This is a genomic window from Streptomyces sp. SID10853 (genome assembly GCF_010548145.1).
Classification (GTDB): domain Bacteria; phylum Actinomycetota; class Actinomycetes; order Streptomycetales; family Streptomycetaceae; genus Streptomyces.
The window spans coordinates 1-21,570 of record NZ_JAAGLN010000042.1 but is presented as its reverse complement, the minus strand read 5'-3'; the positions used below and the strand labels follow the sequence as shown (position 1 = coordinate 21,570).

Here is a 21,570-nt window from a genome sequence, read left to right as displayed (position 1 = left end):
TTGAAATAGGGGGCATGACGACTGACGCAGCAGCCATGCCCGACTGGGAGAAGCGGTTCCGCGCACCTCGCGTCTCGCTGCCCGACTGGGCGGAGGACGCCCCCGACCGCAGCCTGTTCGTGTCGAACGCGACCGGCACGTACGAGATCTACGCCTGGGACCGGAAGACCGGCGAACAGCGGCAGGTCACCGACCGGCCGAACGGGACGACCGACGGGGCGCTGTCGCCCGGCGGTGAGTGGATCTGGTGGTTCGACGACACCGACGGGGACGAGTTCGGTGTCTGGATGCGCCAGCCCTACGGCGGCGGGCCCGACGAACCCGCCGCCCCCGGCCTTGAGCCGTCCTACCCGGCCGGTCTGGGGATCGGCCGGGACGGTACCGCCGTGGTCGGCCGGTCGACGGACGAGGACGGGTCGACCGTCCATGTCGTACGGCCGGGCGCCCGGCCCGTCGAGATCTACCGGCACCGGGAGTCCGCCGGGGTCGGTGACCTCTCGTACGACGGGACGCTGATCGCGCTGGAGCACACCGAGCACGGTGACGCCATGCACTCCGCGCTGCGGGTGGTCCGTACCGACGGGTCCACGGTCGCCGAGCTGGACGACACCAAGGGCGGCACCGAGGAGCTGGGGCTGCAGGTGCTCGGGTTCGCGCCGGTCGCCGGGGACACCCGGCTGCTCGTCGGGCACCAGCGGCGGGGCCGCTGGGAGCCGATGGTGTGGGACGTCGCGACCGGCGTCGAGAGTTCGCCCGCGATCGAGCTGCCCGGCGATGTCAGCGCCGAGTGGTATCCGGACGGGTCAGCGCTGCTGATCGTGCACAGCTTCGAGGCGCGCAGCGAGATGTGGCGGTACGAGACGGCCACCGGACAGCTGGACCGGGTCGAGACCCCGGCGGGTTCGGTGTCCGGGGCGACCGCGCGGCCGGACGGCACCGTCGAGTACCTCTGGTCATCGGCCGCGCTGCCGCCGGTCGTGCGCTCCACGTCGGGCGCCGTCGTGCTCGACCCGCCGGGGATGAAGGCGCCGGAGTCCGTGCCGGTGCGGGACGTGTGGGTGGAGGGGCCGGGCGGCCGGATCCACGCGCTGGTGCAGCAGCCCGCGGGGGACGGCCCGTTCCCCACGCTCTTCGAGATCCACGGCGGGCCGACCTGGCACGACAGCGACGCCTTCGCCTCGGGCCCGGCGGCCTGGGTCGACCACGGTTACGCGGTCGTCCGGGTCAACTACCGCGGCTCGACCGGCTACGGGCGGGCCTGGACGGACGCGCTCAAGCACCGGGTCGGGCTGATCGAGCTGGAGGACATCGGCGCGGTCCGGGAGTGGGCGGTCTCGTCGGGGATCGCGGACCCGGCCCGGCTGATCCTGGCGGGCGGCTCCTGGGGCGGCTATCTGACGCTGCTCGGGCTCGGCACCCAGCCGGACACGTGGGCGGCCGGGCTGGCCGCGGTGCCGGTCGCGGACTACGTCACGGCGTACCACGACGAGATGGAGGGGCTGAAGGCGATGGACAGGACGCTCCTCGGCGGCACCCCGGAGACGGTGCCCGAGCGGTTCGCCGCTTCGTCGCCGCTGACCTATGTGGACGCGGTACGGGCGCCGGTCTACATCTCGGCGGGCGTGAACGACCCGCGCTGCCCGATCCGGCAGGTCGAGAACTACGTGGAGCGGCTCGCGAAGCGCGGGGCGGTCCACGAGGTGTACCGGTACGACGCGGGCCACGGCTCACTGGTGGTGGAGGAGCGGATCAAGCAGGTCCGCCTGGAGCTGGACTTCGCGCGGCGGCATGTGAAGAAGTAGCAGGCCGTACGGGGCGGAGCCCACGGGGCGGGGTCCGGGGCATTGCTCCCGGACCGCGCCCCGTAACGTAAGAGATGTGTACCGGTTCCTGCTGACACCCCGCTGGCTGGGGATCACCGTCTTCGCCCTGCTCGCCATCCCGTTCTGCATCTTCATGGGTTCGTGGCAGCTGAGCAGGTTCGAGGACCGGGTGGCCACCCACCGGACAGACGAGCACCGGCCCGACCCGGCCCGCCAGGCTTCGGCGCCGCTCGACTCCCTGCTGCCCGTGAACCTCGACACGTCCGGGCGGCAGGCCAGTGCGACCGGTAAGTACGGCAGGCAGTTCCTGGTGCCGGACCGGGTCGTGGACGGCAAGGAGGGGTCGTACGTCCTGACCCTGCTCCGCACCGACGGTGGCAAGGCGCTCCCCGTGGTGCGCGGCTGGCTGCCGCACGGCGCGAAGGCTCCCGCGCCGCCGAAGGGCGCCGTCGAGGTCACCGGGTCGCTCCAGGCGTCCGAGAACAGCGGGACCGACGGCGCCTACACCGGCGGCGGGCTGCCGGCCGACCAGATCGGCATCATCAGCGCGGCCTCCCTGGTGAACGTCGTCCCGTACCCCGTGTACGACGCGTGGATCACGCTGCCGCAAGCCTCCGCGGGCCTCAAGGCCGTCCCGGCGGCGGCCCCGCCGAACAGCGGGCTCGACCTGAAGTCCTTCCAGAACCTCGGCTACACCGGCGAGTGGTTCGTCTTCGCGGGCTTCGTGGTCTTCATGTGGTTCCGGCTGGCCAGGCGCGAGGCCGAGGCCCTCAGGGACCTGGAGCTGGGGATCGTGCCCGACCCGGAGCCGGTCACCGTGGTCGACGGGGAGCCCGCCGCTGGTGGCAGCGGCACGGATGAGGCTGCTGCCCGGCCCGCCGGCTACGGCGCCGACAGCAGTCCGGTCCGGTAGATCGTCCCCGCGCACGCGTTGGCGATGGTCGCCTGCGCGGCCGGTACGCCGGGCTCCGCCTCGTGCACCACGGCCACACTGCCGTCCGACGTGCCGTCGCCGCTGCCGAGCTGGGGGGTGGCGTCGGCGCCGCCGTTCACCGGCGGGTTGCCGTCGCCGCCCGTTCCCTCCGAGCCCCCCGATCCGCCGGTGCCGCCGGACCCGCCCGACGGGGTCGGGTCGGGGGTGGCACCGCCGCCTGTGGGGCAGGTCTCGGCCGGGACCCAGGCGAACTTCACCTCGTACGCCTGGGACGGGCGGAGCACCAGACCGGTCGCGTCCTGCGAGGGGTCGGGCAGACCGGACGCCGCGTCGCCCGCCGTGTGGTCGACCACGGTGATACGGGCGGCGTCGGCGGCGCCCAGCGCCTGGAAGTTGACGGTGCCCGCGTCGCTGACGGCGCACTGGCTGTGCGAGACGTTGGAGACCCGGAACGTTCCGTAGACCGTGCCGTCCGCGTTCGGTGTGCCGGTGTCCGCCGATGTGACCCCGAGCTGCTGGGCCGCGCAGGCCGGCAGCGAGTCGAGCGCCTTGCTGGACGCCCCGCCGGATCCGCCGTCCGAACCGCCGTGGGTGCCGCTCCCGGCGCCCTTCGGGGTGTGCTTCTTCCCGTCGCCGCCGTCGGAACCACCGTCACCGGCCGGCTTGTCGTTCTTCTTCTTGCCGCCGTCGGGCACCGCGGCGCCCGTGCCGCCGGGCGGCCGGTGGCCCCGGCCCGCGACCGCCGAGTTGCTCCTGTCCCCGTCACCCGCGCCCGCGACATGGATGAACGCCGGGATCGCGGTCCCGACGAGCAGCGCGGCCGCGGCCGTACCGACGACGATCTGCCGCTTCCTGGCCCGGCGCGCGGGCACGGCCCTGCGCAGGTGGTCGAGCGCGTCGTCGGACGGGGTGAGCCCGCGCACGGCGCCGTGCATCATCCTGCGCAGTTCGCGTTCGTCCTCGTCGAGGCCGTCGACAGCGTTGTCGGAACCGTCGTTCTGCATTCCGTTCCCTGCCTGGTCTTCCCCGGCCCGGGTGGGCCCGCCGTGCCGCGTGCGCCACTCGGCGGGCATGTCCCACTCGTCGGACCCGTCCCGTTTCTCGCTCATGCCGATGCCTCCATGGCCACCCGCAGTGCCGCGATGCCACGCGAACCGTACGCCTTCACCGAACCGAGCGATATGCCCAGCGCGTCGGCCACCTGCGCCTCCGTCATGTCACCGAAGTAACGGAGCACCAGGACCTCGCGCTGGCGGCGCTGGAGGTTGCGCATCGCCTTCTTGAGCGCGTCGCGCTCCAGCAGGTCGTACGCCCCTTCCTCGGCGCTCGCCATGTCCGGCATCGGCTTCGAGAGGAGCTTCAGCCCGAGGATGCGCCTGCGCAGCGCGGACCTGGACAGGTTCACCACGGTCTGGCGCAGATACGCGAGGGTCTTCTCGGGGTCCCTGACCCGTTTGCGCGCCGAGTGGACGCGGATGAACGCCTCCTGGACCACGTCCTCGCAGGAGGCGGTGTCGTCGAGGAGGAGCGCCGCGAGGCCCAGCAGCGACCGGTAGTGGGCGCGGTAGGTCTCGGTGAGGTGATCGACGGTGGTGCCGGCGGCCATGGCGTCGTCAGCGCCCTCGCCGCTCTGGGACGGAACAGCGCTCGGCCGCGTCGGCAAGGGGGCGATCACCGGCATCCCGCCGGACACGCGCGGTCGCCGGAGCGGACGGACCACTCCGCCCCGTCCGGACACCGCCGCAATATCGAGAACCTCTGCCACGCCAGTTGGACACGCTTCCCCCCGCCAGGGTTGTACGCGTATGGCATCGCCTTTGACGATGCGGCCAATGCCCTCATGCGTACCCGATCTCCCCCAATGCCCCTTTTTCCATGGCATCTTGCGCAGGTCGAGGCCACCCCAAAGACGCGCCCGCTCCGGCCGCGGTTGCAGACGTACGGGGAACTGAATCGTGTAACAGCCACAACCCTCAGTTCAAGTGGTCCAGACGCACGTCTTGCTCACAGGCCACTCACAGATCCTACAAACAACCAGGTACGGGAGACCGTCCCTCAGGCGTCCGGCAGCTGCAGCTCGGCCGCGACGGCCTCCGCGATCTGCGCGGCGTTGAGCGCGGCCCCCTTGCGGAGGTTGTCGGCGCAGACGAACAGTTCGAGCGCCTGTGGATCGTCCAGCGACCGCCGTACGCGGCCCACCCAGGCCGGATCCGTGCCCACCGCGTCGGCCGGGGTCGGGAAGTCCCCCGCGTCGGGGTCGTCGAAGAGCACCACACCGGGCGCGGTCGCCAGGATCTCGTGTGCCCGGCCGAGCGTCAGCTCGTTCTCGAAGCGCGCGTGCACCGAGAGGGAGTGCGTGGTGACGACCGGGACCCGGACACACGTCGCCACCACGGGAAGCGCGGGCCGGTCCAGGATCTTGCGGGTCTCGGCGCGGAGCATCAGCTCCTCGGACGACCAGCCGTCGGCGGCCGGCGAACCGGCCCAGGGCACCACGTTGAGCGCGATGGGCGCCGCGAAGGGCCCGGTGTCGTCGCCCACGGCACGGCGTACGTCGCCGGGGTGCGTCCCCAGCTCCGTACCGGCGATGAGCTCGGTCTGGCTGCGCAGCGCCGCCACCCCGGGGTTCCCCTCGCCGCTCACCGCCTGGTACGTCGAGACGACCAGCTCACGCAGCCCGAACTCGGCGTGCAGCGCGCCCACCGCGACGATCATCGCGAGCGTGGTGCAGTGCGGGGACGCGACGATGCCGCGCGGCCTGAGCCGTACGGCGTGCGGATTGACCTCGGGCACCACCAGCGGCACATCGGCGTCCATCCGGAAGGCGCCTGAGCTGTCCACGACCACCACGCCCTTGGACGCGGCGACGGGCGCCCACTCGCGCGCGACGTCGTCGGGGACGACGAAGAGCGCGACCTGGACGCCCTCGAAGGCTTCCTCGGTGAGGGGGAGCACTTCGCACTCCTCCCCGCGCACGACCAGCTTGCGGCCGGTCCTGCGCGGGGAGGCGATGAGTCTGATGTCGCCCCAGATGTCGGCGTGCTGCGACAGCATCTGGAGCAGCACCGTGCCGACGGCCCCGGTCGCTCCCACGACCGCGAGCGCCGGCTTACGGCCTCCTGCCCGGAGGCCGGTGCCGGTCATCGCCCGGTGCCCCCATAGACGACTGCCTCGTCGGAGTCGCTGTCGAGCCCGAAGGCGCTGTGCACGGCGCGCACGGCCTCGTTGACCTCATCAGAACGGGTGACCACCGAGATGCGGATCTCGGACGTCGAGATCAGCTCGATGTTCACGCCGGCGTCCGAGAGCGCCTCGAAGAAGGTCGCGGTGACGCCCGGGTTGGTCTTCATGCCCGCGCCGACGAGGGAGATCTTGGCGATCTGGTCGTCGTAGCGCAGCGATTCGAAGCCGACGACCGGCTTCGACTTCTCCAGGGCGTCGACGGCCTTGCGGCCCTCGTCCTTGGGGAGCGTGAAGGAGATGTCGGTCAGACCGGTCGACGCGGCGGAGACGTTCTGCACGACCATGTCGATGTTGACCTGGCTGTCCGCGATGGCGCGGAAGATCGCGGCGGCCTCACCCGGCTTGTCGGGCACGCCGACGACCGTGATCTTCGCCTCGGAGGTGTCGTGCGCGACACCGGAGATGATGGCCTGCTCCACTGTCGGGTCCCCTTGTGCTTCTTGTGCTTCGACGCGTGCTTCGTTGCTGACCCATGTGCCCTGGAGGCCCGAGAACGAGGACCGGACATGGATCGGGATGTTGTAGCGGCGTGCGTACTCGACGCAGCGGTGCAGCAGCACCTTGGAGCCGGAGCTGGCGAGCTCCAGCATGTCCTCGAAGGAGATCCGGTCGATCTTCCGGGCCTTCTTGACGACCCTGGGGTCGGCGGTGAAGACACCGTCCACGTCCGTGTAGATCTCACAGACCTCGGCGTCGAGTGCCGCCGCGAGCGCGACGGCGGTCGTGTCCGAACCGCCGCGGCCGAGGGTGGTGATGTCCTTCTTGTCCTGCGACACACCCTGGAAACCGGCGACGATCGCCACGTTGCCCTCGTCGAGCGCGGTGCGGATCCGCCCCGGTGTGACATCGATGATCCGCGCTTTGTTGTGGACCGAGTCGGTGATGACACCGGCCTGGCTGCCCGTGAACGACTGGGCGTCGTGGCCCAGGTTTTTGATCGCCATGGCCAGCAGGGCCATGGAGATCCGCTCTCCGGCGGTCAGCAGCATGTCGAACTCCCGCCCGGCAGGAATCGGCGACACCTGCCCGGCAAGATCGATCAACTCGTCCGTCGTGTCGCCCATCGCTGACACCACGACAACCACCTGGTTGCCGCTCTTCTTGGCGTCGACGATTCGCTTGGCAACCCGCTTGATGCCTTCGGCATCGGCTACGGAGGAGCCTCCGTACTTCTGCACGACAAGGCCCACGTGCGCTCCTCGATCCAGTCATTTTGCGGTCGGCTCAGTCTAACGAGCGGCCGCACGACACCTCGTATGTATCAGATCGTGAGATGTCCCGCTCACTCACTGATCACCGCCAGTGGCACGGCCGCTCGGTGAGAATGCCTGCCCGCGATCAACCGGGACACTCGGAACGTGGGGCGGGTCACACCCGTGCGGGTCACACCGGTGTGTAGACCGTCAGGCGCAGCGCGGGGTCGTCGTTGGCCTGGAAGGTCGCGTACTCGAAGCGGAGCAGGCCCCGCCGCGGGTGGTGCAGCTCCTTCCGTCCGGCCTCACCGCCGGTACGGATGTCGTGCGCGTCCCACCAGCCCGCGAACTCCGGACTGTCCCGCCGGAGGCGCTCCGCGAGACCCGCGAAGGCCGGATCACCGGCCCACAGGTCGTGCGCCGCCCGGAACTGGCCCACCACGCGCCGCGCCTCGTCAGGCCATGAGGCCCCGAAGAGGCGCCGGGCGCCGGGGTCGGTCAGCAGATGGACCAGCACGTTGCGGTCCGCGTCGGGGAGCCGGCCGAAATCGGCGACGGTGTCGGCCGCGGCGTCGTTCCAGGCCAGTACGTCCCACCGGCGGCCCGTGACGTACGCGGGCTGACCGAGGCTCTCGACCAGCCGCCGGATGGCGTCGGGCACGGTCTCCCGCACGAAGCCGCGCCAGCCCGACGGCGCGGCCAGCGCGCGCAGATGGGCGTGTTCGGCCGGGTCGAGACGGAGCGCACGGGCCAGCGCTTCGACGGTGCCGGCCGAGGGACAGACAGCACGCCCCTGTTCGAGCCGGATGTACCAGTCGACGCCGATGTCCGCGAGTTCGGCCACCTCCTCGCGCCGCAGCCCGGGTGTTCTGCGCCGCCGCCCGCCCGGGAGACCCACCGTCTCCGGGCTCAGCCGCTCGCGCCGTGACCGCAGGAAGTCACCGAGCCCGCCGGGGGCCACGCCCGCCGCTCCCGTGGCTCCCACCGCTCCAGCGGCTCCCGCCGCTCCCGTGGCTCGCGTCATTGACACACCCTTTTCTCTCCTCCGGCCGGCCCGGCCCCTCGCCGGAAAGCAGCAGGGGGACAGCCAGGGATTCACCAATCCTAGGATCACGCCGGTCCTGGATCCGGTTCTGCGGGCTTGTGAGGCTGTCGGCGGCACAGGCCAAAAGCCCGCACCCGCACAAGCCCCCACTCGCACAGCAGAAGGACCAGGACCATGAAGGCCGCAGTCTTGAAAGCATTCGGATCACCCCTGAGCGTGGAGACGCTCCCCGACCCGGTACTGGGGACGGGCGAGGTACTCGTCGACGTCGTGGCAGCCGGCGTACTCCCGTACACCGCCGAGGTGTTCAGCGGCAAGCGGGGCTATCTGCTCGACCTGCCGGTGGTGCCGGGGGCCGGGGCGATCGGCCGGGTCCGCGCCATGGGCCCGGACGCCACCGCCCTCTCCGTGGGCGACTGGGTCTCCTGCGATCCCGTCATCCGCTCGCGCGACGACGCACAGACCCCCGACATCACACTGCAGGGCCTGAGCGCCCGCGGCGACGGCGGCCTGCGACTGCAGCGGTACTTCCACGACGGCCCCTTCGCCGAGCAGATCCGCGTCCCGACGGAGAACGCCGCCCCCATCGGCCCGATCGACGCGGCGGACGCGGGGCTGTGGTGCGCCCTGCACGTGCTTCTCGTGCCGTACGGAGGTCTCCTCGCGGCGGAGCTGCGTGCGGGCGAGACCCTGCTGGTGAGCGGTGCCACCGGCAACTTCGGCAGCGCGGCGGTCGCCGTGGCGCTGGCCATGGGGGCGGGCTGTGTGATCGCGCCGGGCCGCAACGAGAAGGCCCTGGCGGAACTGGCCCGGCGCTTCGGCCCCCGGCTCCTCCCGGTCCGGCTCACCGGGGACGAGGCCGAGGACCGCGAACGGATGAAGCGCGCCGCCCCGGGCCCGATCGACTGCGTACTCGACCTGTTGCCGCCCGGCGCCGGCACGACACCCGTCAGGGCTGCGGCGATGACGGTCCGCGAGTTCGGCAGGGTCGTCCTGATGGGCGGCGTCGGAATGGAGGGCGGCGAGGACCTCGGACTGCCGTACCCGTGGCTGATGCGCAACTGCGTCACGGTCCGGGGCCAGTGGCTCTGCCCCCGGGACGCGAGCCCCCGTCTGACCGCCCTGATCCGCTCCGGCCTCCTGGACCTGAACCACTTCGCGGTCACGGACTTCGCCCTGCCCGACGCGAACGAGGCGGTGGCCCACGCGGCGGACGGCCAGGGCCCGTTCAGGCTGACGGTGATCAGGCCGTGAGCGTGACAGTCGGCCGCGAGCGGGGCCGTGAGCGGGTGGGCCGTGAGCGTGACAGTCGGCCGCGAGCGGGGCCGTGAGCGGTGGGCGGTACGGAGTGCGGTACGGAGTGCGGTACGGAGCGCGCTCCCAACGGGCCTTTCCTCAGGCGCCCTTGGACGAGTCGAGGTGCGCGAAGACGACCACGTTGTCCACGTAGTCCTGGGCGTCCCTGTCGTACGCGCCACCGCAGGTGATCAGCCGGAGCTGGGCGTCTGGGGTGTCTCCGTAGACGCGCTTGTCGGGGAAGTCGGCCTTGCTGAACGTCTCCACGGAGTCGACCTTGAAGGTGGCGGTCGTGCCGTCCTTCCTGGCGATGTCGGCCTCGCTGCCCGGCTTGAGGGTCCGCAGCAGCAGGAACACCGCCGGGCCGGTCTTCGTGTCGACGTGGCCGGCGACGATCGCCGCCCCGCGCTCTCCCGGGGTGGCGCCGCCCCGGTACCAGCCGACCATGTTGGTGTTGTCCGCGGGCGGCGGGTCGAGCCGGCCGTCAGTGCCGAGATCCAGCGGTGTGAACGGTGCGTTGACCGCGATCGCCGGAATCGTCAGCCGTGTCGGCTCGGACTTGGGCAGCGGGGCTGCGGCCGCGGGGGTGGGCGTACGGGGGGCCGCGGAGGCCGTTGCCGCGGCCGACGACTGCACCTTGGCGTCGCCCGCCGGGTTTCCGAACCCGATTCCGAAGGAGTTGCAGAGCAGGAGGGCGCCTCCGGCCGCTGCCGCGGCGGGCCACAGCAGGACGCGGTGGAGGGGGGTCACGCTCTTCGGGGACGGGACGGAAGGCTTCGGCTGGGGAAGCTTCTCAGCGGCCATCGGGGGATGCCTTTCGGGCGCGGGGCGGCGGAAAAGGTGGGAGAGGGAGAGTGCGGGGCCGGAGTGCTGCTCCGGGTGCTGATGTGGCGCACAACCGTTGCGGCCACCGCCCCCGGGGGCGGTGGCCTCGTCAACGGTGCGACTGCAAACGGTGTGGCGGTCAGGCCATCGACAGGCCCGACGACGTGGTGCGGCGACGGCGGATCAGATAGACACCCGCGCCGACACCGCCGAGGAGCAGCACCGACCCGGCGGCCACCCCGCCATTGGTCGCGAGGCCGCCACCGCCGGTGTGCATGCCGCCGTGCGGACGGTGGTGACGGCCGCCGTCCTGGTCGTGGTTCCACGAACCGTCGTTCCAGGAACCGCCGTCCGACGAACCGTCCTTCCAGGAACTGTCCTGGTCGAGGCCGGACGCCGCGCCGCCGTCGTCACCTGTGGTGAGCGCCGTGTTCATGGCGAGAGCGCCACCGCCGGTGTGCATGCCGCCGTGCGGGCGGTGGCCGTTCCCGTGGCCGTGGTGGTGGTCGCCCTGCCCGTGGCCGTGGTCACCCTGCCCATGGCCGTGGTCACCCTGGCCGTGGTCACCCTGCCCGTGACCGTGATCGCCCTGGTCGTGGCCGCCCTGCCCGTGGCCGTCGTCCCCGTACGCGTCACCGCCGTCGTCGCCCGTGGTGACCGCCGGGTTGACCAGCGTGGTCATGGCGAGAGCGCCACCCCCGGTCCGCATCCCGCCGTGCGGACGGTGGCCGTGGTCACCGTGATCGCCGTGGCCGTGGTCACCGTGGCCGTGACCGTGGCCGTGGTCGCCCTGCCCGTGGTCATGACCGTGGTCGCCACGGCCGCCGCCGTCGCTGTCGCCCGAGGTGTCATGGCGGTCGCTGCTTGCGGCCGCGCCGCTGTCCGAGTTCGGCGCACCTGTCGTGGTCAGGGCGTAAGCGGCGGGGGCGGAGAAGGCGAGGGCGGCAGTCACGGCGGCTGACGCGAGCAGGGTGCGGGCAGTGCGCATTTGAAATGGTTCCTTTCGCCACGACTGCGAAGGCTGACACTCCGTCGGCTCATCGATTCGCAGTAGCGACGCCCTCACCATCAGCAGGAATCTGACACCCCGCCACCGGAGACCGGGGCATCCGAGTGATGCCGTGGTCCCAATGAGTTCAGGGCGGGCCGATATTCACCCGATGGACGGCACGTCGCACCACCGCACCGACCCGGCGATGAGGTAGGGGCGCCCCCGCGATACGTAAGAGCACAGGTGGACAGGTGGACAGGTGGGTGGACAGGCGGGCAAAGGAGGGGGAGAGCGCTCTCCGTGGGTTCCCACTACAGTGCGTCCATGAGCAGAGAGCCCGAGGCGCCCGCCGCCATGCCCACCCTGGAAGACGTGGCGCGCGCGGCGGGAGTCTCCCGCGCGACCGTGTCGCGCGTCGTCAACGGCATCCGCAATGTCGACCCCGCGATCCAGCAGGCCGTACGCGACGCCGTGGCCGCGACCGGGTACACCCCGAACCGGGCCGCGCGCGCCCTGGTGACACGGCGGGCCGAGACCATCGCGCTGGTCGTCTCCGGCGCGGGCGACGCATCGGAGGCCGGGCAGAACGCCTTCGCCTCCGGGGTGTTCGCCGATCCGTTCTTCGGCCGGGTGGCCGCCGGGGTCGTCGGGTATCTCCGGCCGCGCTCCATGCATCCGGTGCTGATGTTCGCCGAGACCCCCGAAGCCCGTGACCAGGTCGTCGGCTATCTGCGCCAGGGCAGCGCCGACGGCGCGCTGATCGTGTCCACCCACGCCGACGACCCGCTGCCCGGCATGATCGCGGCGGCCGGGCTGCCCGCCGTCCTCTTCGCGCGGCCCGCGGGAGCCGTCCCCATCAGCTACGTGGACCTCGCCCACCGGGAAGGTGCCGAGCTGGCCGCGGCCCACCTGGTCGCCCGCGGCTGCCGCCGCCCGGTCACCATCGCGGGCCCGCAGGACATCACCGCGGGCGAACAGCGGCTGACCGGTTTCCGGGAGACGATGGCGCGGCACGGGCACCCGGACGTACCGGTGGCCGAGGGCGGCTTCACGCTGCACAGCGGGGCCGAGGCGATGGGCCGGCTGCTCGACGAACACCCGGACCTGGACGCGGTGTTCGCGGCCAACGACCTGATGGCTCAGGGCGCGTGCCTGGTCCTGCGGGAGCACGGCAGGCGGGTCCCGGACGATGTCGCCGTGGTCGGGTTCGACGACAGTTCGGTGGCCGTGGCCTGCCGCCCGCCGCTCACCACGGTCCGGCAGCCGGTGGAGCGGATGGCGGCCGAGATGGCACGGCTGCTCCAGGAGCGCATCGAGCACCCGGACCGGCCCGTCACCTCGATCGTCTTCGAACCGGAGCTGGTGGTACGGGAGTCGGCGTGACGGGGCAGCCATCCGCCGGTGCCCTGTGCGGGCGCCGCTTCAGCACACAGCGCCACGAGGTCATGGCTACGGCCCGCCCCGTGAGGTGATCTCCTTCAGGATGCTTTCCGGGCGAAGGTGATCCGTGGTGGGGCGGGCCGCTGAGGAGCGCCGAGCAGGTGGTCAGCCGTTGCCGACGCCGTTGCCGGAGAGCACCGGGATGCTGTCGAGGATGTGGGACAGGGGCTCGTCGCCCTTGGCCTGGGTGGAGTTCTCGGTGCACTGCTGGTTCTGCGGGGACGACAGGACGGGGATGTCCTGGACCGCGACCGGTACGACACCGACGAGGGAGCCCACGTTCGCCTTGACCGGCACACCGGCGCACAGCTTGTTCAGGGACCCCTGGACGAGGGTCAGCTGCGGGCTCATGGCGCCGTCGGTCTTCGAGTTGCCGAATGCCTGCTCGGCGCCGTTGCCGCTCAGGGACGTGGTGCCACCGTCGTGGCCGATGGCGGCTGCGTTACCGGCGGCGCCGGCGAGGGCCGCGGCGGCAAGGGCTGCAGCGGTGAGGGCGGTACGGGCGCGCATGTCACTCCAGTGGAATGGTGGTGGAACAGGAACGCGCACCAGTAGACGCAGCGACCAGGCGCATCCGGATCCATTCACCTGATCGTCGGAGTGTCGGTCGTGGGAGGTTGCCAACGCCCGAACGGGGTGCGGCACATCGGCGGCAACACATCCGACGCGGTCCGGCGCGCCGTCTGCTTCCGGGTGAAGCGCGCCGGACACGACCCCCGTTGGCGGGAGTTCCTCCAGGACCCCTGGCTCGACTACGACGCCGTACGCGCCACCACCACCTGATCGGGCCCGGACGCCGCCGGCTGCCGAGGCTGCTCGCCCCCGGCCCGCCCGGCAGCATCGTCCACATCAGCCACATGCGCCGCACGCGCCGCACGGCGCCCGTTGATCAGCCGGTCGAGAGCCACGGCCCCCGGCCCCGACACGGCGATCAGCAGCAGCGTCCAGCAGAAGAAGACAGCGGCCTCGCCGCCGTTCTCGATCGGCAGCAGGCCCCGCCGCTGGTGGATGTCGAAGTAGGCGAACGCCATCGACCCCGACCCGAGCAGCGCCGCCGTCCTGGTGCCAAGACCCAGCAGCACCAGCCCGCCCGCACCCAGTTGGATGACGGCGGCGTACCAGCCGGGCCAGCTGCCCGCCGGCAGGGAGTGGCCGCCGAGCAGCCCGAAGAGCGAAGCGACTCCGTGGCAGGTGAAGAGCGTCCCGATGACGATACGGAACAGGCCGAGCGTGTACGGCTGAGCCTGCGTGAGGCGGGTGTCCATCATGAGGGCTGTGCTCCTCTCAGCTGTAGACGCCGAACTCGTAGAGGGAGTAGCCGTATCCGGAGCCGCGCGCCGTCCCCAGCATCCGGACGTACCGGCCCGTGCCGTTCACGTCGAGGTCGTCGATGTTGCCGTTGCCGTCGGTCACCGACGTGACCGTGGTCCAGTTGGTGCCGTCGTCCGACGTCTGGATGTCGTACGCCTTCGCGTACGCCGGGTCCCAGGCCAGCTGGATGTGTGTGAAGGTGGTGGAGGCGCCCAGGTCGACCTGGAGCCACTGCGGGTCGCTCCAGTCGCTCGCCCAGCGGGTGTCGAAGCTGCCGTCCACCGCGTTGGCCGCACCGCACGGGCAGCCGCCCGTCGGGTCGGTCTGGAAGGACGACGCGGTGGCCGCCTTGCCCTGGGACACATTCGTCCCGTCGACCTTCGGCGGGACGACCTTCAGCGACTTCGTCTCGATACCGACGTTGCCGTGGCCGTCCGTGGACTTCACATAGACCTTGTAGACCCCCACCTTGTCCGGGACCTTCGCGGAGAACGTGCCGTCGCCGTTGTCCGTGGTGTCGGCCGGCACCAGCGCCTTGTCCTGGTCGATGTAGTTGCTGCTGAAGAAGAGCTGCGAGGTGGTCGCGTCACCGTCCGGGTCGGTGACCTTGGCACGCACCGTGACCCGGCCGCCGGCCGGGACGCCCGCCGTGGCGTCGCCGACGGTCATGTCCGAGATGACCGGCGGGGTGTTGTCGCCCGAAGTGTCTCCCCCGTACGCCTTCTTGACCGCGTAGTACGACAGCCGCTTCTGGCCGTCAGGCACCAGGTTGAACCAGACACCGCCGAAGTCGTCCTCGGTGCCGTAGTGGAACATCGTGGCGCCCAGCGCGACCCCCTTGTGGCCGGTGACGCAGCCCCACGCCTTGGTGTAGCCGTCGGCCTTCTGTACGTCGGTCGGCTCGTCGGGCACACCGTTCGCGTCGTCCGGCACCTCCCACTCGCCGGCCGGGCCGGTCTCGGTGACGATGTACGGCTTGTCGTAACCGCCCTGCTCCCAGTCCGACTTGACGTTGCATACCGCGTCGTAGGCGTTGACCGCGTACAGATCCAGATCGGGCGCGTTCCTCTTGTAGTAGGGCCAGGCGCCGGTCCACGCGTCCGTGGAGGTGACCGGGTGGTCGGGGTCCACCTGGTGGATCTTCTTCGCGATGTCGTTCACGAAGGAGGTGTACGCGTTGCGCTGCGCCTCCAGCTCGTCACCGCTGTAGCAGTTCTGCAGGCCGAGCGTCGACTCGTTGCCGACGTTCCACATCAGCACACCGGGGTTGTCCTTGTAGGTGTCGACCCACTTGGGGAACTCGGCGAGCATGTCGTTCTTGTACGTGGTGTCGGTGAGGTAGTTGACGCAGCCGCCGCTGCCCGGGCCGCCGCCCGGCTGGAGCCAGAAGCCGGCGATCACCTTGACGCCGTTGGCCGCCGCCGCGTCGAACAGCGGCTTGCTCGTCGCGTCCGTACCCCAGGTGCGGATGGTGTTGACGCCCATCGAGGCCACGTCCGGCATGTCCTTGGCCGCGTCGTCGACCGACGGGCCCCAGGTCAGCCCTTTGACCGTGTACGGCGAACCGTCGACGGTCAGCGCCCAGTCGCCCTGCGAACCGGTCACCTTGACGACACTGCCTGCCGCGTGGGCCGCCGGTGCCTGCACGGCGAGCAGGGCCCCGGCGAGCAGCGCTGTCGCGGCCAGCGGCGCCATGGCGCGCTTCGCCGTCCGGATGGGATGACGGGTGGGATGACGGGTGGGGTTACAGGTGGGGTGACGGGTGGGGGGATAGTGCATGTCGCTCTCCTTCTGTCCGTCTCGCTTGACGTGCCGGCCGGTGACGTACCGACCGGTGACGTACCGACCGGTGACGTACCGGCCGGTGAAGTCCTACGGCAGCTCGTAGTCGTCGTTGAGTGCGGCGCCCGCCGACGGGTTGGTCTCGTCGTAGCCGCGCGCGTCGCACTGCAGACCGCCGTTGACGCAGTGTGTGACCAGGGCCTGGAGCGTCGCCGCGTCCCAGCCGTTGAAGAAGTCGTAGTGGAACGAGTGCCCGGTCCCGCTGGCCAGCCGCACCTTCGACATATCGCCGTTGACCGGCCACGCCATCTTGAACTCGATCATCGGCAGTGCCACCGGATGGTCGGCCGGGCAGGTGTTCTGGTTGTTGCCCGACGCCACCGGGTACGCCATATGACTCTGGTGGTCAGGGGTGTCGAGGTGGATTCCGTCCCAGCAACTGGGCGCCTGGAGACGGATGTTGAGCTGGGTGTCCTCGGTGGACGGGCAGCTCACCGGGAAGTCGAAGTTGTGGTACTGCGTACCGCACTCCCAGCCCTCGACCGTGCCTTTGAGGTTCTTGAAGTCGTCGAGGCTCTGCATGGGGTTGCCCACGACGAACCGGAGGCCCTTGGGGAAGGGGCGGACGCTGGTGTAGTCGGTGACCCCCGACTTGTAGTAGATGGTCTGCGGGCCGATGGGGAGGATCTTCTCGTCCCCGTTGTACAGACTCGGCATCCAGTAGGCCGACTTGTCGCCGGGCGCCAGGCAGGTGGTGCCGCCCTGGTCGAGCGAGGCGGTGGTGGTGTTGGCGTCGGTGCCGGTGTTGCCCATGAAGGTGTGGTCGTGCGACTTCCCCGGCTGCCCGGGGAAGACGATCGGGTCGTCGGGCGCCGTGTGGTTCGGGGCGCACTTGGCCTGGAACTCGTGGAAGTACCGGTGCGGCGGGTCGTACGTCGACGGGGTGACACCGGTCACCGGCGGGTCGGCCATGATGTAGCCGTCGCCGTCCGGGTCGTCGCCGGACGCCTTGGTGGACACCCCCATCCCGGGCATACCGGCCATGCCGGGGGTGACGGCCTTGGCGGGGGTGACGGCCTTGGTGTGTGCGGCGGTGGCGGCGGGTGTGTCCGCCGATGCGCCGGTCGTCATCACGACACCGCCGATGCCGGCCGCTGTGAGGGCCAGAGCGGTGGACAGCAGTAGTCCTGTGAGGGTTCTCGACCTCCGTGGCATGGAGACCTCCTCCTGCGTCAGTACGGGAATGCGAGGGCGGGGAACGGATCCGGACGAGCGGACGAACGGACGAGCGGCGGAGCGGCGGAACGCTGGAACGGAAGCCGGGAGAGCGCTCTCCCGATTCGGAGTGTTCCGCTCCTGACAAGACCGTGTCAATAGCTCGTCGACCGCCGGGATGGCGGCACGGACCGCCCCGACTGGCCGCATGACAAGGCGAGTTGGACGGGTGAACGCAGCGCGTCCGACGTCAGGGGCCGATTGGGGGCGTCACGTGAACACAGCGGTCCCGGCGGTCCGGCCCAGCCGGCGGTGATGCTTTCCGCCGCCGCCCCCGCCGCCGCTCCGGCCGCCACTCCCGCTGCCGATTCCACTGCCGCGCCCGTTGACCATGCCCGGCGCGAGGAGGTTAGCTACCCCTCGATCCAAACAAACGATTGTTTGGTAGGCCGTACGTCGAGAGGAACCGTCCGCATGGCGACAGCTGGCACCGCACGCCCTCCCACAGCAGGCGACGGCCCGACACCCAGTGGCGGCTGGACGCCGCGCCTCGTTCTCTCCTTCGCCTCGATCGTCGGCGTCCAGGAGCTCATAGCCGCCAACTACCAGATGACGTCGACCGCGCGGCCGGAGATCAGCGCGCACTACGCGACCCACCAGAGCGCCTGGCTGCTCACCGCGTTCCTGCTGGTCGGCGCGGTGCTCAGCCCGATCGCCGGGAAGCTCGCCGACATGTACGGCAAGCGCCTGGTCCTGCTGCTCGCCGTCGCCGGGGCCACGCTCGGTGCACTGCTGACCGCGCTGGCGCCCACCTTCGGAGTCGTCATCGCAGGCCGGGCACTCCAGGGACTGCTCGTGCCCTGCACCTTCCTCGGGTACTCCCTGATGCGCGACGTGTACCCGTCCAGGATCCTGCCGATGGCGGTCTCCCTGATGACGGCCGGGATGGGCCTCATCAACATCCCCGCCCCCTGGATCACCGGCTGGCTGATGGGCAACTGGGGCTTCCACGGCGTGTTCTGGTTCTTCGCCCTCGTGCCTGCCGCGCTCCTCGCCCCGCTGGCGCTGGCCACGGACGAGAGTCCCGTACGCCATCGCTCGCGGCTCGATCTCCTCGGCGCGCTGCTGCTCGGCGCGGGTCTGGCGGGTCTGCTGATCGGTGTCAGCTTCGGCGCCGAATGGGGCTGGGGCTCGGCACGGACCCTCGGGGTGCTGGTGGGTGGTGCGGTGCTGGCCGCCGTATGGATCGTCTCGGCGCTGCGCGGCCGGGACCCGCTGATCGACATCCGCTTCTTCAGGCGCCGGCCGATGATTCTCACCGCGCTCACCGCCGGTCTGGCCTCCGCGAACACCGGTGTGTTCAACGCCCTGCTGCCGACGATGTGCATGACGCCGCTCGCACTCGGCCTGGGGTACGGCTTCGGTGTCGACGCCAAGGGGTACGCCCTGTTCCAGGTGCCGGTCGCGGCCGGGGCCGTGGCCGGTGGGTATCTCGTGGGGCGGGCCATGCGCAGGACCTCACCGCGCAACCTGATGATCACCGGGCATGCGCTGCTGGTCGTGGGCACCGCACTCACCGCGCTCCGGCACGACGCACAGGGCCCCCTGATCGCGTGGGCGCTGATCGAGGGCCTCGGCCTCGGGGTCTCGTACGCCGCCGCGCCGAACCTCGTCATCGGTGCGGTGCCACCCGGGCTCCAGGCGTCGATGTCGAGCATGGTCCAGGTCTTCCAGAGCGCCCTGGCCGCCGTCCTGCCCGCTGTCGCCTTTGCCGTACTGAACGGGCATATCGCGGTCGCTGAGGGCGGCTACGACTTCTACAGCGACAGGGGGATGCGGGCCGCCTTCCTCATCGCCTGCGGCGCCTCGGCGGTCGCGCTCCTCCTCGCGCTCGCGCTGCCGAAGCGGGGCGCCGGGACGGCGGATGCGCGGCAGGACGAGCGGCAGCGCATCCGGGCGGGCGCGAACGTCCGGACAGAGGCGGCTTCTGACTAGAAGTCAGCCCCGCTGTCGCCCAGGGAGTCAGTGCGCTCCGCCGCTCAGACCGACGGGAGGCCCAGCGGAGTCCCGATCTCCTCGGCCATGACCCGGCCCGCCTCCTCGGCCAGCACTTCCTCGCTCAGATCCTGGTCCGTGTCCAGGCCGTCGAGAGCCGGGAGCGGCTGGTCGAGGCGGACATGGGCGACCAGGGACTGGAGCGCGCGGAGCGCGGCCGACGCGGTGGAGCCCCAGTTGGAGAAGTACGAGAACTGCCACCACCACATCGCCTCGGTGGTCCGGCCCGCGCGGTAGTGCGCCATGCCGTGCCGGAGGTCGGTGACGATGTCCGCGAGGTCGTCGCTGATGCGGCAGGCGACGGGGGCCTTGCGCGGCTCGTACGGGTCGAACACCTCGGAGTACACGTCGATCGGCTCTAGGAGCCGCGCGAAGCGCTCCCGCAGATCGTCGACGTCGGGCTCCGGGCCGAGGTCCGGCTCGTACCGGTCGGCCGGGAGGATGTCCTCATGGGCGCCGAGACGGCCCCCGGCCAACAGGAGCTGGGAGATCTCCAGCAGCAGGAAGGGCACCGCGCTGTCGGGCTCGTCGCCCTTGGCCACCTCGGTGACGGCGACGATGAAGGACTCGACCTGGTCGGCGATCTGGACGTCGAAGTCGTTGGGGTCTTCCGTGACCTGATTCAGCGTTGCGTCAGACATCGAGTAGTCGTCTCCCCTCAAAGGCACGACCGAGCGTGACCTCGTCCGCGTATTCCAGGTCTCCCCCTACAGGAAGACCACTCGCCAGCCGTGTGACCTTCAAACCCATGGGTTTGATCATGCGGGCGAGGTACGTCGCCGTGGCCTCGCCCTCCAGGTTCGGGTCGGTCGCCAGGATCAGCTCGGTGACGACGCCGTCCGCCAGCCTCGCCAGCAGTTCCCTGATCCGCAGATCGTCGGGGCCGACGCCTTCGATGGGGCTGATGGCGCCGCCGAGCACGTGGTATCGGCCGCGGAACTCACGGGTCCGTTCGACCGCCACGACGTCCTTCGGCTCCTCGACGACACAGATCACCGTCTGGTCGCGACGGGTGTCCCGGCAGATCCCGCACAGCTCGGCCTGCGCGACATTGCCGCACACCGCGCAGAACCGGACCTTGTCCTTCACTTCGAGCAGCGAGTGCGCCAGGCGGCGCACGTCGGTGGGCTCGGCCTGGAGGATGTGGAAGGCGATCCGCTGCGCGCTCTTGGGACCGACGCCGGGCAGCCTGCCCAACTCGTCGATGAGGTCCTGAACCACGCCTTCGTACAACGGAGCGCCTCTTTCGGTCTGCTGTGGAACGTAACGGTAGTTCGTGCGAGGTTTCCGCAGAACCTCGGGAGCGTGAAGACCTTCGTCAGATGAAGACCTGCGTCAGATACCCAGGCCCGGCATACCGCCCAGCCCCTGGGCGAGCGGGCCGAGCTTCTGCTGCTGGAGCGCCGACGCGTTCTCGTTCGCGGCGTGGACCGCGGCGACGATCAGGTCCGCGAGGGTCTCCGTGTCCTCGGGGTCGACGGCCTTGGGGTCGATCACCAGGCCGCGCAGCTCACCGGAGCCGGTGACGGTGGCCTTGACCAGACCGCCGCCCGCCTGGCCGTCGACCTCGGTCCTGGCCAGTTCCTCCTGAGCCTGTGCGAGATCCTGCTGCATCTTCTGGGCCTGCTGAAGCAGCTGCTGCATATTGGGCTGGCCACCACCGGGAATCACGGGTCACTCCGAGGCTGTTCGACGACGTTTCCGACTGCGCCAGGACTTTCCGGGAGTCTTGGCCGGTAAAACGAGCCTACGTGGTCCCCGGGCGCCCCGCCCTCCACCGTGAGGACCAACTCTTTCGGGTGAGAGCGCGGGGGCTCCTCTACCTGATCACAGCCCGCTTACGGTCGTAAACCCTGGCATAACGGCACTGACGCCCACCATTCGGCGGTATGAAGGCACTCGCTCGTACGTGACGGAGGGGAGAGCCTGGTGGGCCAGCCGGAGACGCCGCAGCCCGATGAGGACGCCGTACGGTCCGGGGGCGAACCCGGCACGGGTCCCCGGGCGGGTACGGGGGCCTCCGCTCCGGGATCGGAGCCGGGCGGGAAACGGGGCGGGCAGGCGGATCCCGCTGCCGGCCCCGACACGTGCACGGACACGGATACGGATGGGGGCACCGATACGGATGGGGGCACCGGCACGGATACGGGGCAGGGCCCCGGGCCAGGGCCGGGCCGGGGCCGCACCCGCGCCGGTCCGGGCGCGGACCTGACCGGTGGGCCGTTCCCTGCGGGCGACTGGGGGGAACCCGCCGAGCGACTGGACGAGGTGTACCGGTGGGTGGAGGCGGCCGCCCTGCGGACCGCGGGCTGGTATCTGGCCGACCGGGCCTGGAAACGCCGGGCGGCGCGGGTCCTGCGGGCGGGGTCGGCCGGGTGTGCGCTCGTGGGGGCGTTACTGCCGCTGCTCGGCCTGGC

20 protein-coding genes and 1 pseudogene are annotated in these 21,570 nt (G+C 70.9%); 7 read left to right on the top strand and 14 right to left on the bottom strand.

What is annotated here, in order from left to right:
• Positions 1 to 14 precede the first annotated feature (14 nt).
• Together G3I19_RS11485 and G3I19_RS11480 are read left to right on the top strand one after the other, a co-directional pair.
• The gene (locus G3I19_RS11485; RefSeq protein ID WP_164262809.1) at positions 15 to 1,802 is read left to right on the top strand and encodes a prolyl oligopeptidase family serine peptidase; all 1,788 of its coding nucleotides are present in this window, start codon (positions 15 to 17) and stop codon (positions 1,800 to 1,802) included.
• A 76-nt stretch (positions 1,803 to 1,878) separates the two neighbouring features.
• Positions 1,879 to 2,736, top strand: a complete 858-nt coding sequence (locus tag G3I19_RS11480) for an SURF1 family protein (protein ID WP_164262807.1) — start codon at positions 1,879 to 1,881, stop codon at positions 2,734 to 2,736.
• Here G3I19_RS11480 and G3I19_RS11475 read toward each other — a convergent pair.
• The 5 genes from G3I19_RS11475 to G3I19_RS11455 form a co-directional block, all read right to left on the bottom strand.
• Complete coding sequence (locus tag G3I19_RS11475; RefSeq protein ID WP_239074176.1) at positions 2,706 to 3,866, bottom strand: hypothetical protein; 1,161 nt, start codon at positions 3,864 to 3,866, stop codon at positions 2,706 to 2,708. The two genes, G3I19_RS11480 and G3I19_RS11475, sit on opposite strands and share 31 nt — an antisense overlap.
• A complete protein-coding gene (locus G3I19_RS11470; protein WP_239074178.1) occupies positions 3,863 to 4,438 on the bottom strand; it encodes a SigE family RNA polymerase sigma factor in 576 nt (191 codons plus the stop codon). The genes G3I19_RS11475 and G3I19_RS11470 overlap by 4 nt, the downstream gene beginning before the upstream one ends.
• Positions 4,439 to 4,812: 374 nt before the next feature.
• Positions 4,813 to 5,901 carry an aspartate-semialdehyde dehydrogenase gene (locus G3I19_RS11465; RefSeq protein ID WP_164262803.1) on the bottom strand — a complete coding sequence of 363 codons (1,089 nt, stop codon included), beginning with the start codon at positions 5,899 to 5,901 and terminating at the stop codon, positions 4,813 to 4,815.
• Positions 5,898 to 7,190: an aspartate kinase gene (locus G3I19_RS11460; RefSeq protein ID WP_164262801.1), complete on the bottom strand. Its 1,293-nt coding sequence runs from the start codon at positions 7,188 to 7,190 to the stop codon at positions 5,898 to 5,900. The genes G3I19_RS11465 and G3I19_RS11460 overlap by 4 nt, the downstream gene beginning before the upstream one ends.
• A 193-nt stretch (positions 7,191 to 7,383) precedes the next feature.
• Positions 7,384 to 8,217 (bottom strand): helix-turn-helix transcriptional regulator, encoded by an 834-nt coding sequence (locus G3I19_RS11455; protein ID WP_164262799.1) that lies wholly within the window; start codon positions 8,215 to 8,217, stop codon positions 7,384 to 7,386.
• 195 nt (positions 8,218 to 8,412) lie between these two features.
• On the opposite strand from G3I19_RS11455, the gene G3I19_RS11450 reads away from it, so the two are divergent.
• Positions 8,413 to 9,492 carry a zinc-binding alcohol dehydrogenase family protein gene (locus G3I19_RS11450; protein WP_164262797.1) on the top strand — a complete coding sequence of 360 codons (1,080 nt, stop codon included), beginning with the start codon at positions 8,413 to 8,415 and terminating at the stop codon, positions 9,490 to 9,492.
• Positions 9,493 to 9,633: 141 nt separating this feature from the next.
• On the opposite strand, the gene G3I19_RS11445 is transcribed toward G3I19_RS11450, so the two are convergent.
• Together G3I19_RS11445 and G3I19_RS11440 are read right to left on the bottom strand one after the other, a co-directional pair.
• Positions 9,634 to 10,338: a class F sortase gene (locus tag G3I19_RS11445; protein WP_164262795.1), complete on the bottom strand. Its 705-nt coding sequence runs from the start codon at positions 10,336 to 10,338 to the stop codon at positions 9,634 to 9,636.
• 160 nt (positions 10,339 to 10,498) lie between these two features.
• Positions 10,499 to 11,347, bottom strand: coding sequence for a hypothetical protein (locus G3I19_RS11440; RefSeq protein WP_164262793.1), 849 nt, complete (start codon positions 11,345 to 11,347; stop codon positions 10,499 to 10,501).
• A gap of 327 nt (positions 11,348 to 11,674) precedes the next feature.
• Between G3I19_RS11440 and G3I19_RS11435 the strand changes: the two genes are divergently transcribed.
• Complete coding sequence (locus tag G3I19_RS11435) at positions 11,675 to 12,733, top strand: LacI family DNA-binding transcriptional regulator (RefSeq protein ID WP_164262791.1); 1,059 nt, start codon at positions 11,675 to 11,677, stop codon at positions 12,731 to 12,733.
• A gap of 162 nt (positions 12,734 to 12,895) precedes the next feature.
• Here the strand turns inward: G3I19_RS11435 and G3I19_RS11430 are convergent, their stop codons facing one another.
• On the bottom strand, positions 12,896 to 13,300 hold the full coding sequence (locus tag G3I19_RS11430; protein WP_164262788.1) for a rodlin: 405 nt from the start codon (positions 13,298 to 13,300) through the stop codon (positions 12,896 to 12,898).
• A gap of 99 nt (positions 13,301 to 13,399) precedes the next feature.
• Here G3I19_RS11430 and G3I19_RS11425 point away from each other — a divergent pair, with 99 nt between their 5' ends.
• Positions 13,400 to 13,573: a hypothetical protein gene (locus G3I19_RS11425; RefSeq protein ID WP_164262786.1), complete on the top strand. Its 174-nt coding sequence runs from the start codon at positions 13,400 to 13,402 to the stop codon at positions 13,571 to 13,573.
• Here the strand turns inward: G3I19_RS11425 and G3I19_RS11420 are convergent.
• The 3 genes from G3I19_RS11420 to G3I19_RS11410 all read right to left on the bottom strand — a co-directional run bounded on the left by G3I19_RS11420 (position 13,543) and on the right by G3I19_RS11410 (position 17,098).
• Entirely contained in the window at positions 13,543 to 14,055 is a 513-nt protein-coding gene (locus G3I19_RS11420; RefSeq protein WP_164262826.1) for a DoxX family protein, read from the bottom strand. The two genes, G3I19_RS11425 and G3I19_RS11420, sit on opposite strands and share 31 nt — an antisense overlap.
• Before the next feature lie 19 nt (positions 14,056 to 14,074).
• Entirely contained in the window at positions 14,075 to 15,796 is a 1,722-nt protein-coding gene (locus tag G3I19_RS11415; protein WP_239074175.1) for a discoidin domain-containing protein, read from the bottom strand.
• Positions 15,797 to 15,973: 177 nt separating this feature from the next.
• Complete coding sequence (locus tag G3I19_RS11410; protein WP_164262782.1) at positions 15,974 to 17,098, bottom strand: DUF1996 domain-containing protein; 1,125 nt, start codon at positions 17,096 to 17,098, stop codon at positions 15,974 to 15,976.
• Between the two features lie 474 nt (positions 17,099 to 17,572).
• Here G3I19_RS11410 and G3I19_RS11405 point away from each other — a divergent pair, with 474 nt between their 5' ends.
• On the top strand, positions 17,573 to 19,093 hold the full coding sequence (locus tag G3I19_RS11405) for an MFS transporter (protein WP_164262780.1): 1,521 nt from the start codon (positions 17,573 to 17,575) through the stop codon (positions 19,091 to 19,093).
• Between the two features lie 44 nt (positions 19,094 to 19,137).
• Here G3I19_RS11405 and G3I19_RS11400 read toward each other — a convergent pair whose 3' ends face one another.
• From G3I19_RS11400 to G3I19_RS11390, 3 genes are all read right to left on the bottom strand, one after another.
• On the bottom strand, positions 19,138 to 19,794 hold the full coding sequence (locus tag G3I19_RS11400) for a DUF5063 domain-containing protein (protein ID WP_164262778.1): 657 nt from the start codon (positions 19,792 to 19,794) through the stop codon (positions 19,138 to 19,140).
• Positions 19,787 to 20,386 carry a recombination mediator RecR gene (recR, locus tag G3I19_RS11395; RefSeq protein ID WP_164262776.1) on the bottom strand — a complete coding sequence of 200 codons (600 nt, stop codon included), beginning with the start codon at positions 20,384 to 20,386 and terminating at the stop codon, positions 19,787 to 19,789. Before recR ends, G3I19_RS11400 begins: the two co-directional genes overlap by 8 nt.
• Before the next feature lie 102 nt (positions 20,387 to 20,488).
• Positions 20,489 to 20,824 (bottom strand): YbaB/EbfC family nucleoid-associated protein, encoded by a 336-nt coding sequence (locus tag G3I19_RS11390; protein ID WP_164262774.1) that lies wholly within the window; start codon positions 20,822 to 20,824, stop codon positions 20,489 to 20,491.
• A 513-nt stretch (positions 20,825 to 21,337) separates the two neighbouring features.
• Here G3I19_RS11390 and G3I19_RS11385 point away from each other — a divergent pair.
• Positions 21,338 to 21,570, top strand: a pseudogene (locus G3I19_RS11385) (SLATT domain-containing protein); the annotation flags it as partial.

Excerpts from the sequence above, each read along its gene's own strand:
- G3I19_RS11485 (WP_164262809.1), top strand. The coding sequence starts at position 15 with ATGACGACTGACGCAGCAGCCATGCCCGACTGGGAGAAGCGGTTCCGC.
- G3I19_RS11475 (WP_239074176.1), bottom strand. The coding sequence starts at position 3,866 with ATGAGCGAGAAACGGGACGGGTCCGACGAGTGGGACATGCCCGCCGAG.
- G3I19_RS11470 (WP_239074178.1), bottom strand. The coding sequence starts at position 4,438 with ATGCCGGTGATCGCCCCCTTGCCGACGCGGCCGAGCGCTGTTCCGTCC.
- G3I19_RS11465 (WP_164262803.1), bottom strand. The coding sequence starts at position 5,901 with ATGACCGGCACCGGCCTCCGGGCAGGAGGCCGTAAGCCGGCGCTCGCG.
- G3I19_RS11455 (WP_164262799.1), bottom strand. The coding sequence starts at position 8,217 with ATGACGCGAGCCACGGGAGCGGCGGGAGCCGCTGGAGCGGTGGGAGCC.
- G3I19_RS11450 (WP_164262797.1), top strand. The coding sequence starts at position 8,413 with ATGAAGGCCGCAGTCTTGAAAGCATTCGGATCACCCCTGAGCGTGGAG.
- G3I19_RS11445 (WP_164262795.1), bottom strand. The coding sequence starts at position 10,338 with ATGGCCGCTGAGAAGCTTCCCCAGCCGAAGCCTTCCGTCCCGTCCCCG.
- G3I19_RS11440 (WP_164262793.1), bottom strand. The coding sequence starts at position 11,347 with ATGCGCACTGCCCGCACCCTGCTCGCGTCAGCCGCCGTGACTGCCGCC.
- G3I19_RS11435 (WP_164262791.1), top strand. The coding sequence starts at position 11,675 with ATGAGCAGAGAGCCCGAGGCGCCCGCCGCCATGCCCACCCTGGAAGAC.
- G3I19_RS11430 (WP_164262788.1), bottom strand. The coding sequence starts at position 13,300 with ATGCGCGCCCGTACCGCCCTCACCGCTGCAGCCCTTGCCGCCGCGGCC.
- G3I19_RS11420 (WP_164262826.1), bottom strand. The coding sequence starts at position 14,055 with ATGGACACCCGCCTCACGCAGGCTCAGCCGTACACGCTCGGCCTGTTC.
- G3I19_RS11415 (WP_239074175.1), bottom strand. The coding sequence starts at position 15,796 with ATGGCGCCGCTGGCCGCGACAGCGCTGCTCGCCGGGGCCCTGCTCGCC.
- G3I19_RS11410 (WP_164262782.1), bottom strand. The coding sequence starts at position 17,098 with ATGCCACGGAGGTCGAGAACCCTCACAGGACTACTGCTGTCCACCGCT.
- G3I19_RS11405 (WP_164262780.1), top strand. The coding sequence starts at position 17,573 with ATGGCGACAGCTGGCACCGCACGCCCTCCCACAGCAGGCGACGGCCCG.
- G3I19_RS11400 (WP_164262778.1), bottom strand. The coding sequence starts at position 19,794 with ATGTCTGACGCAACGCTGAATCAGGTCACGGAAGACCCCAACGACTTC.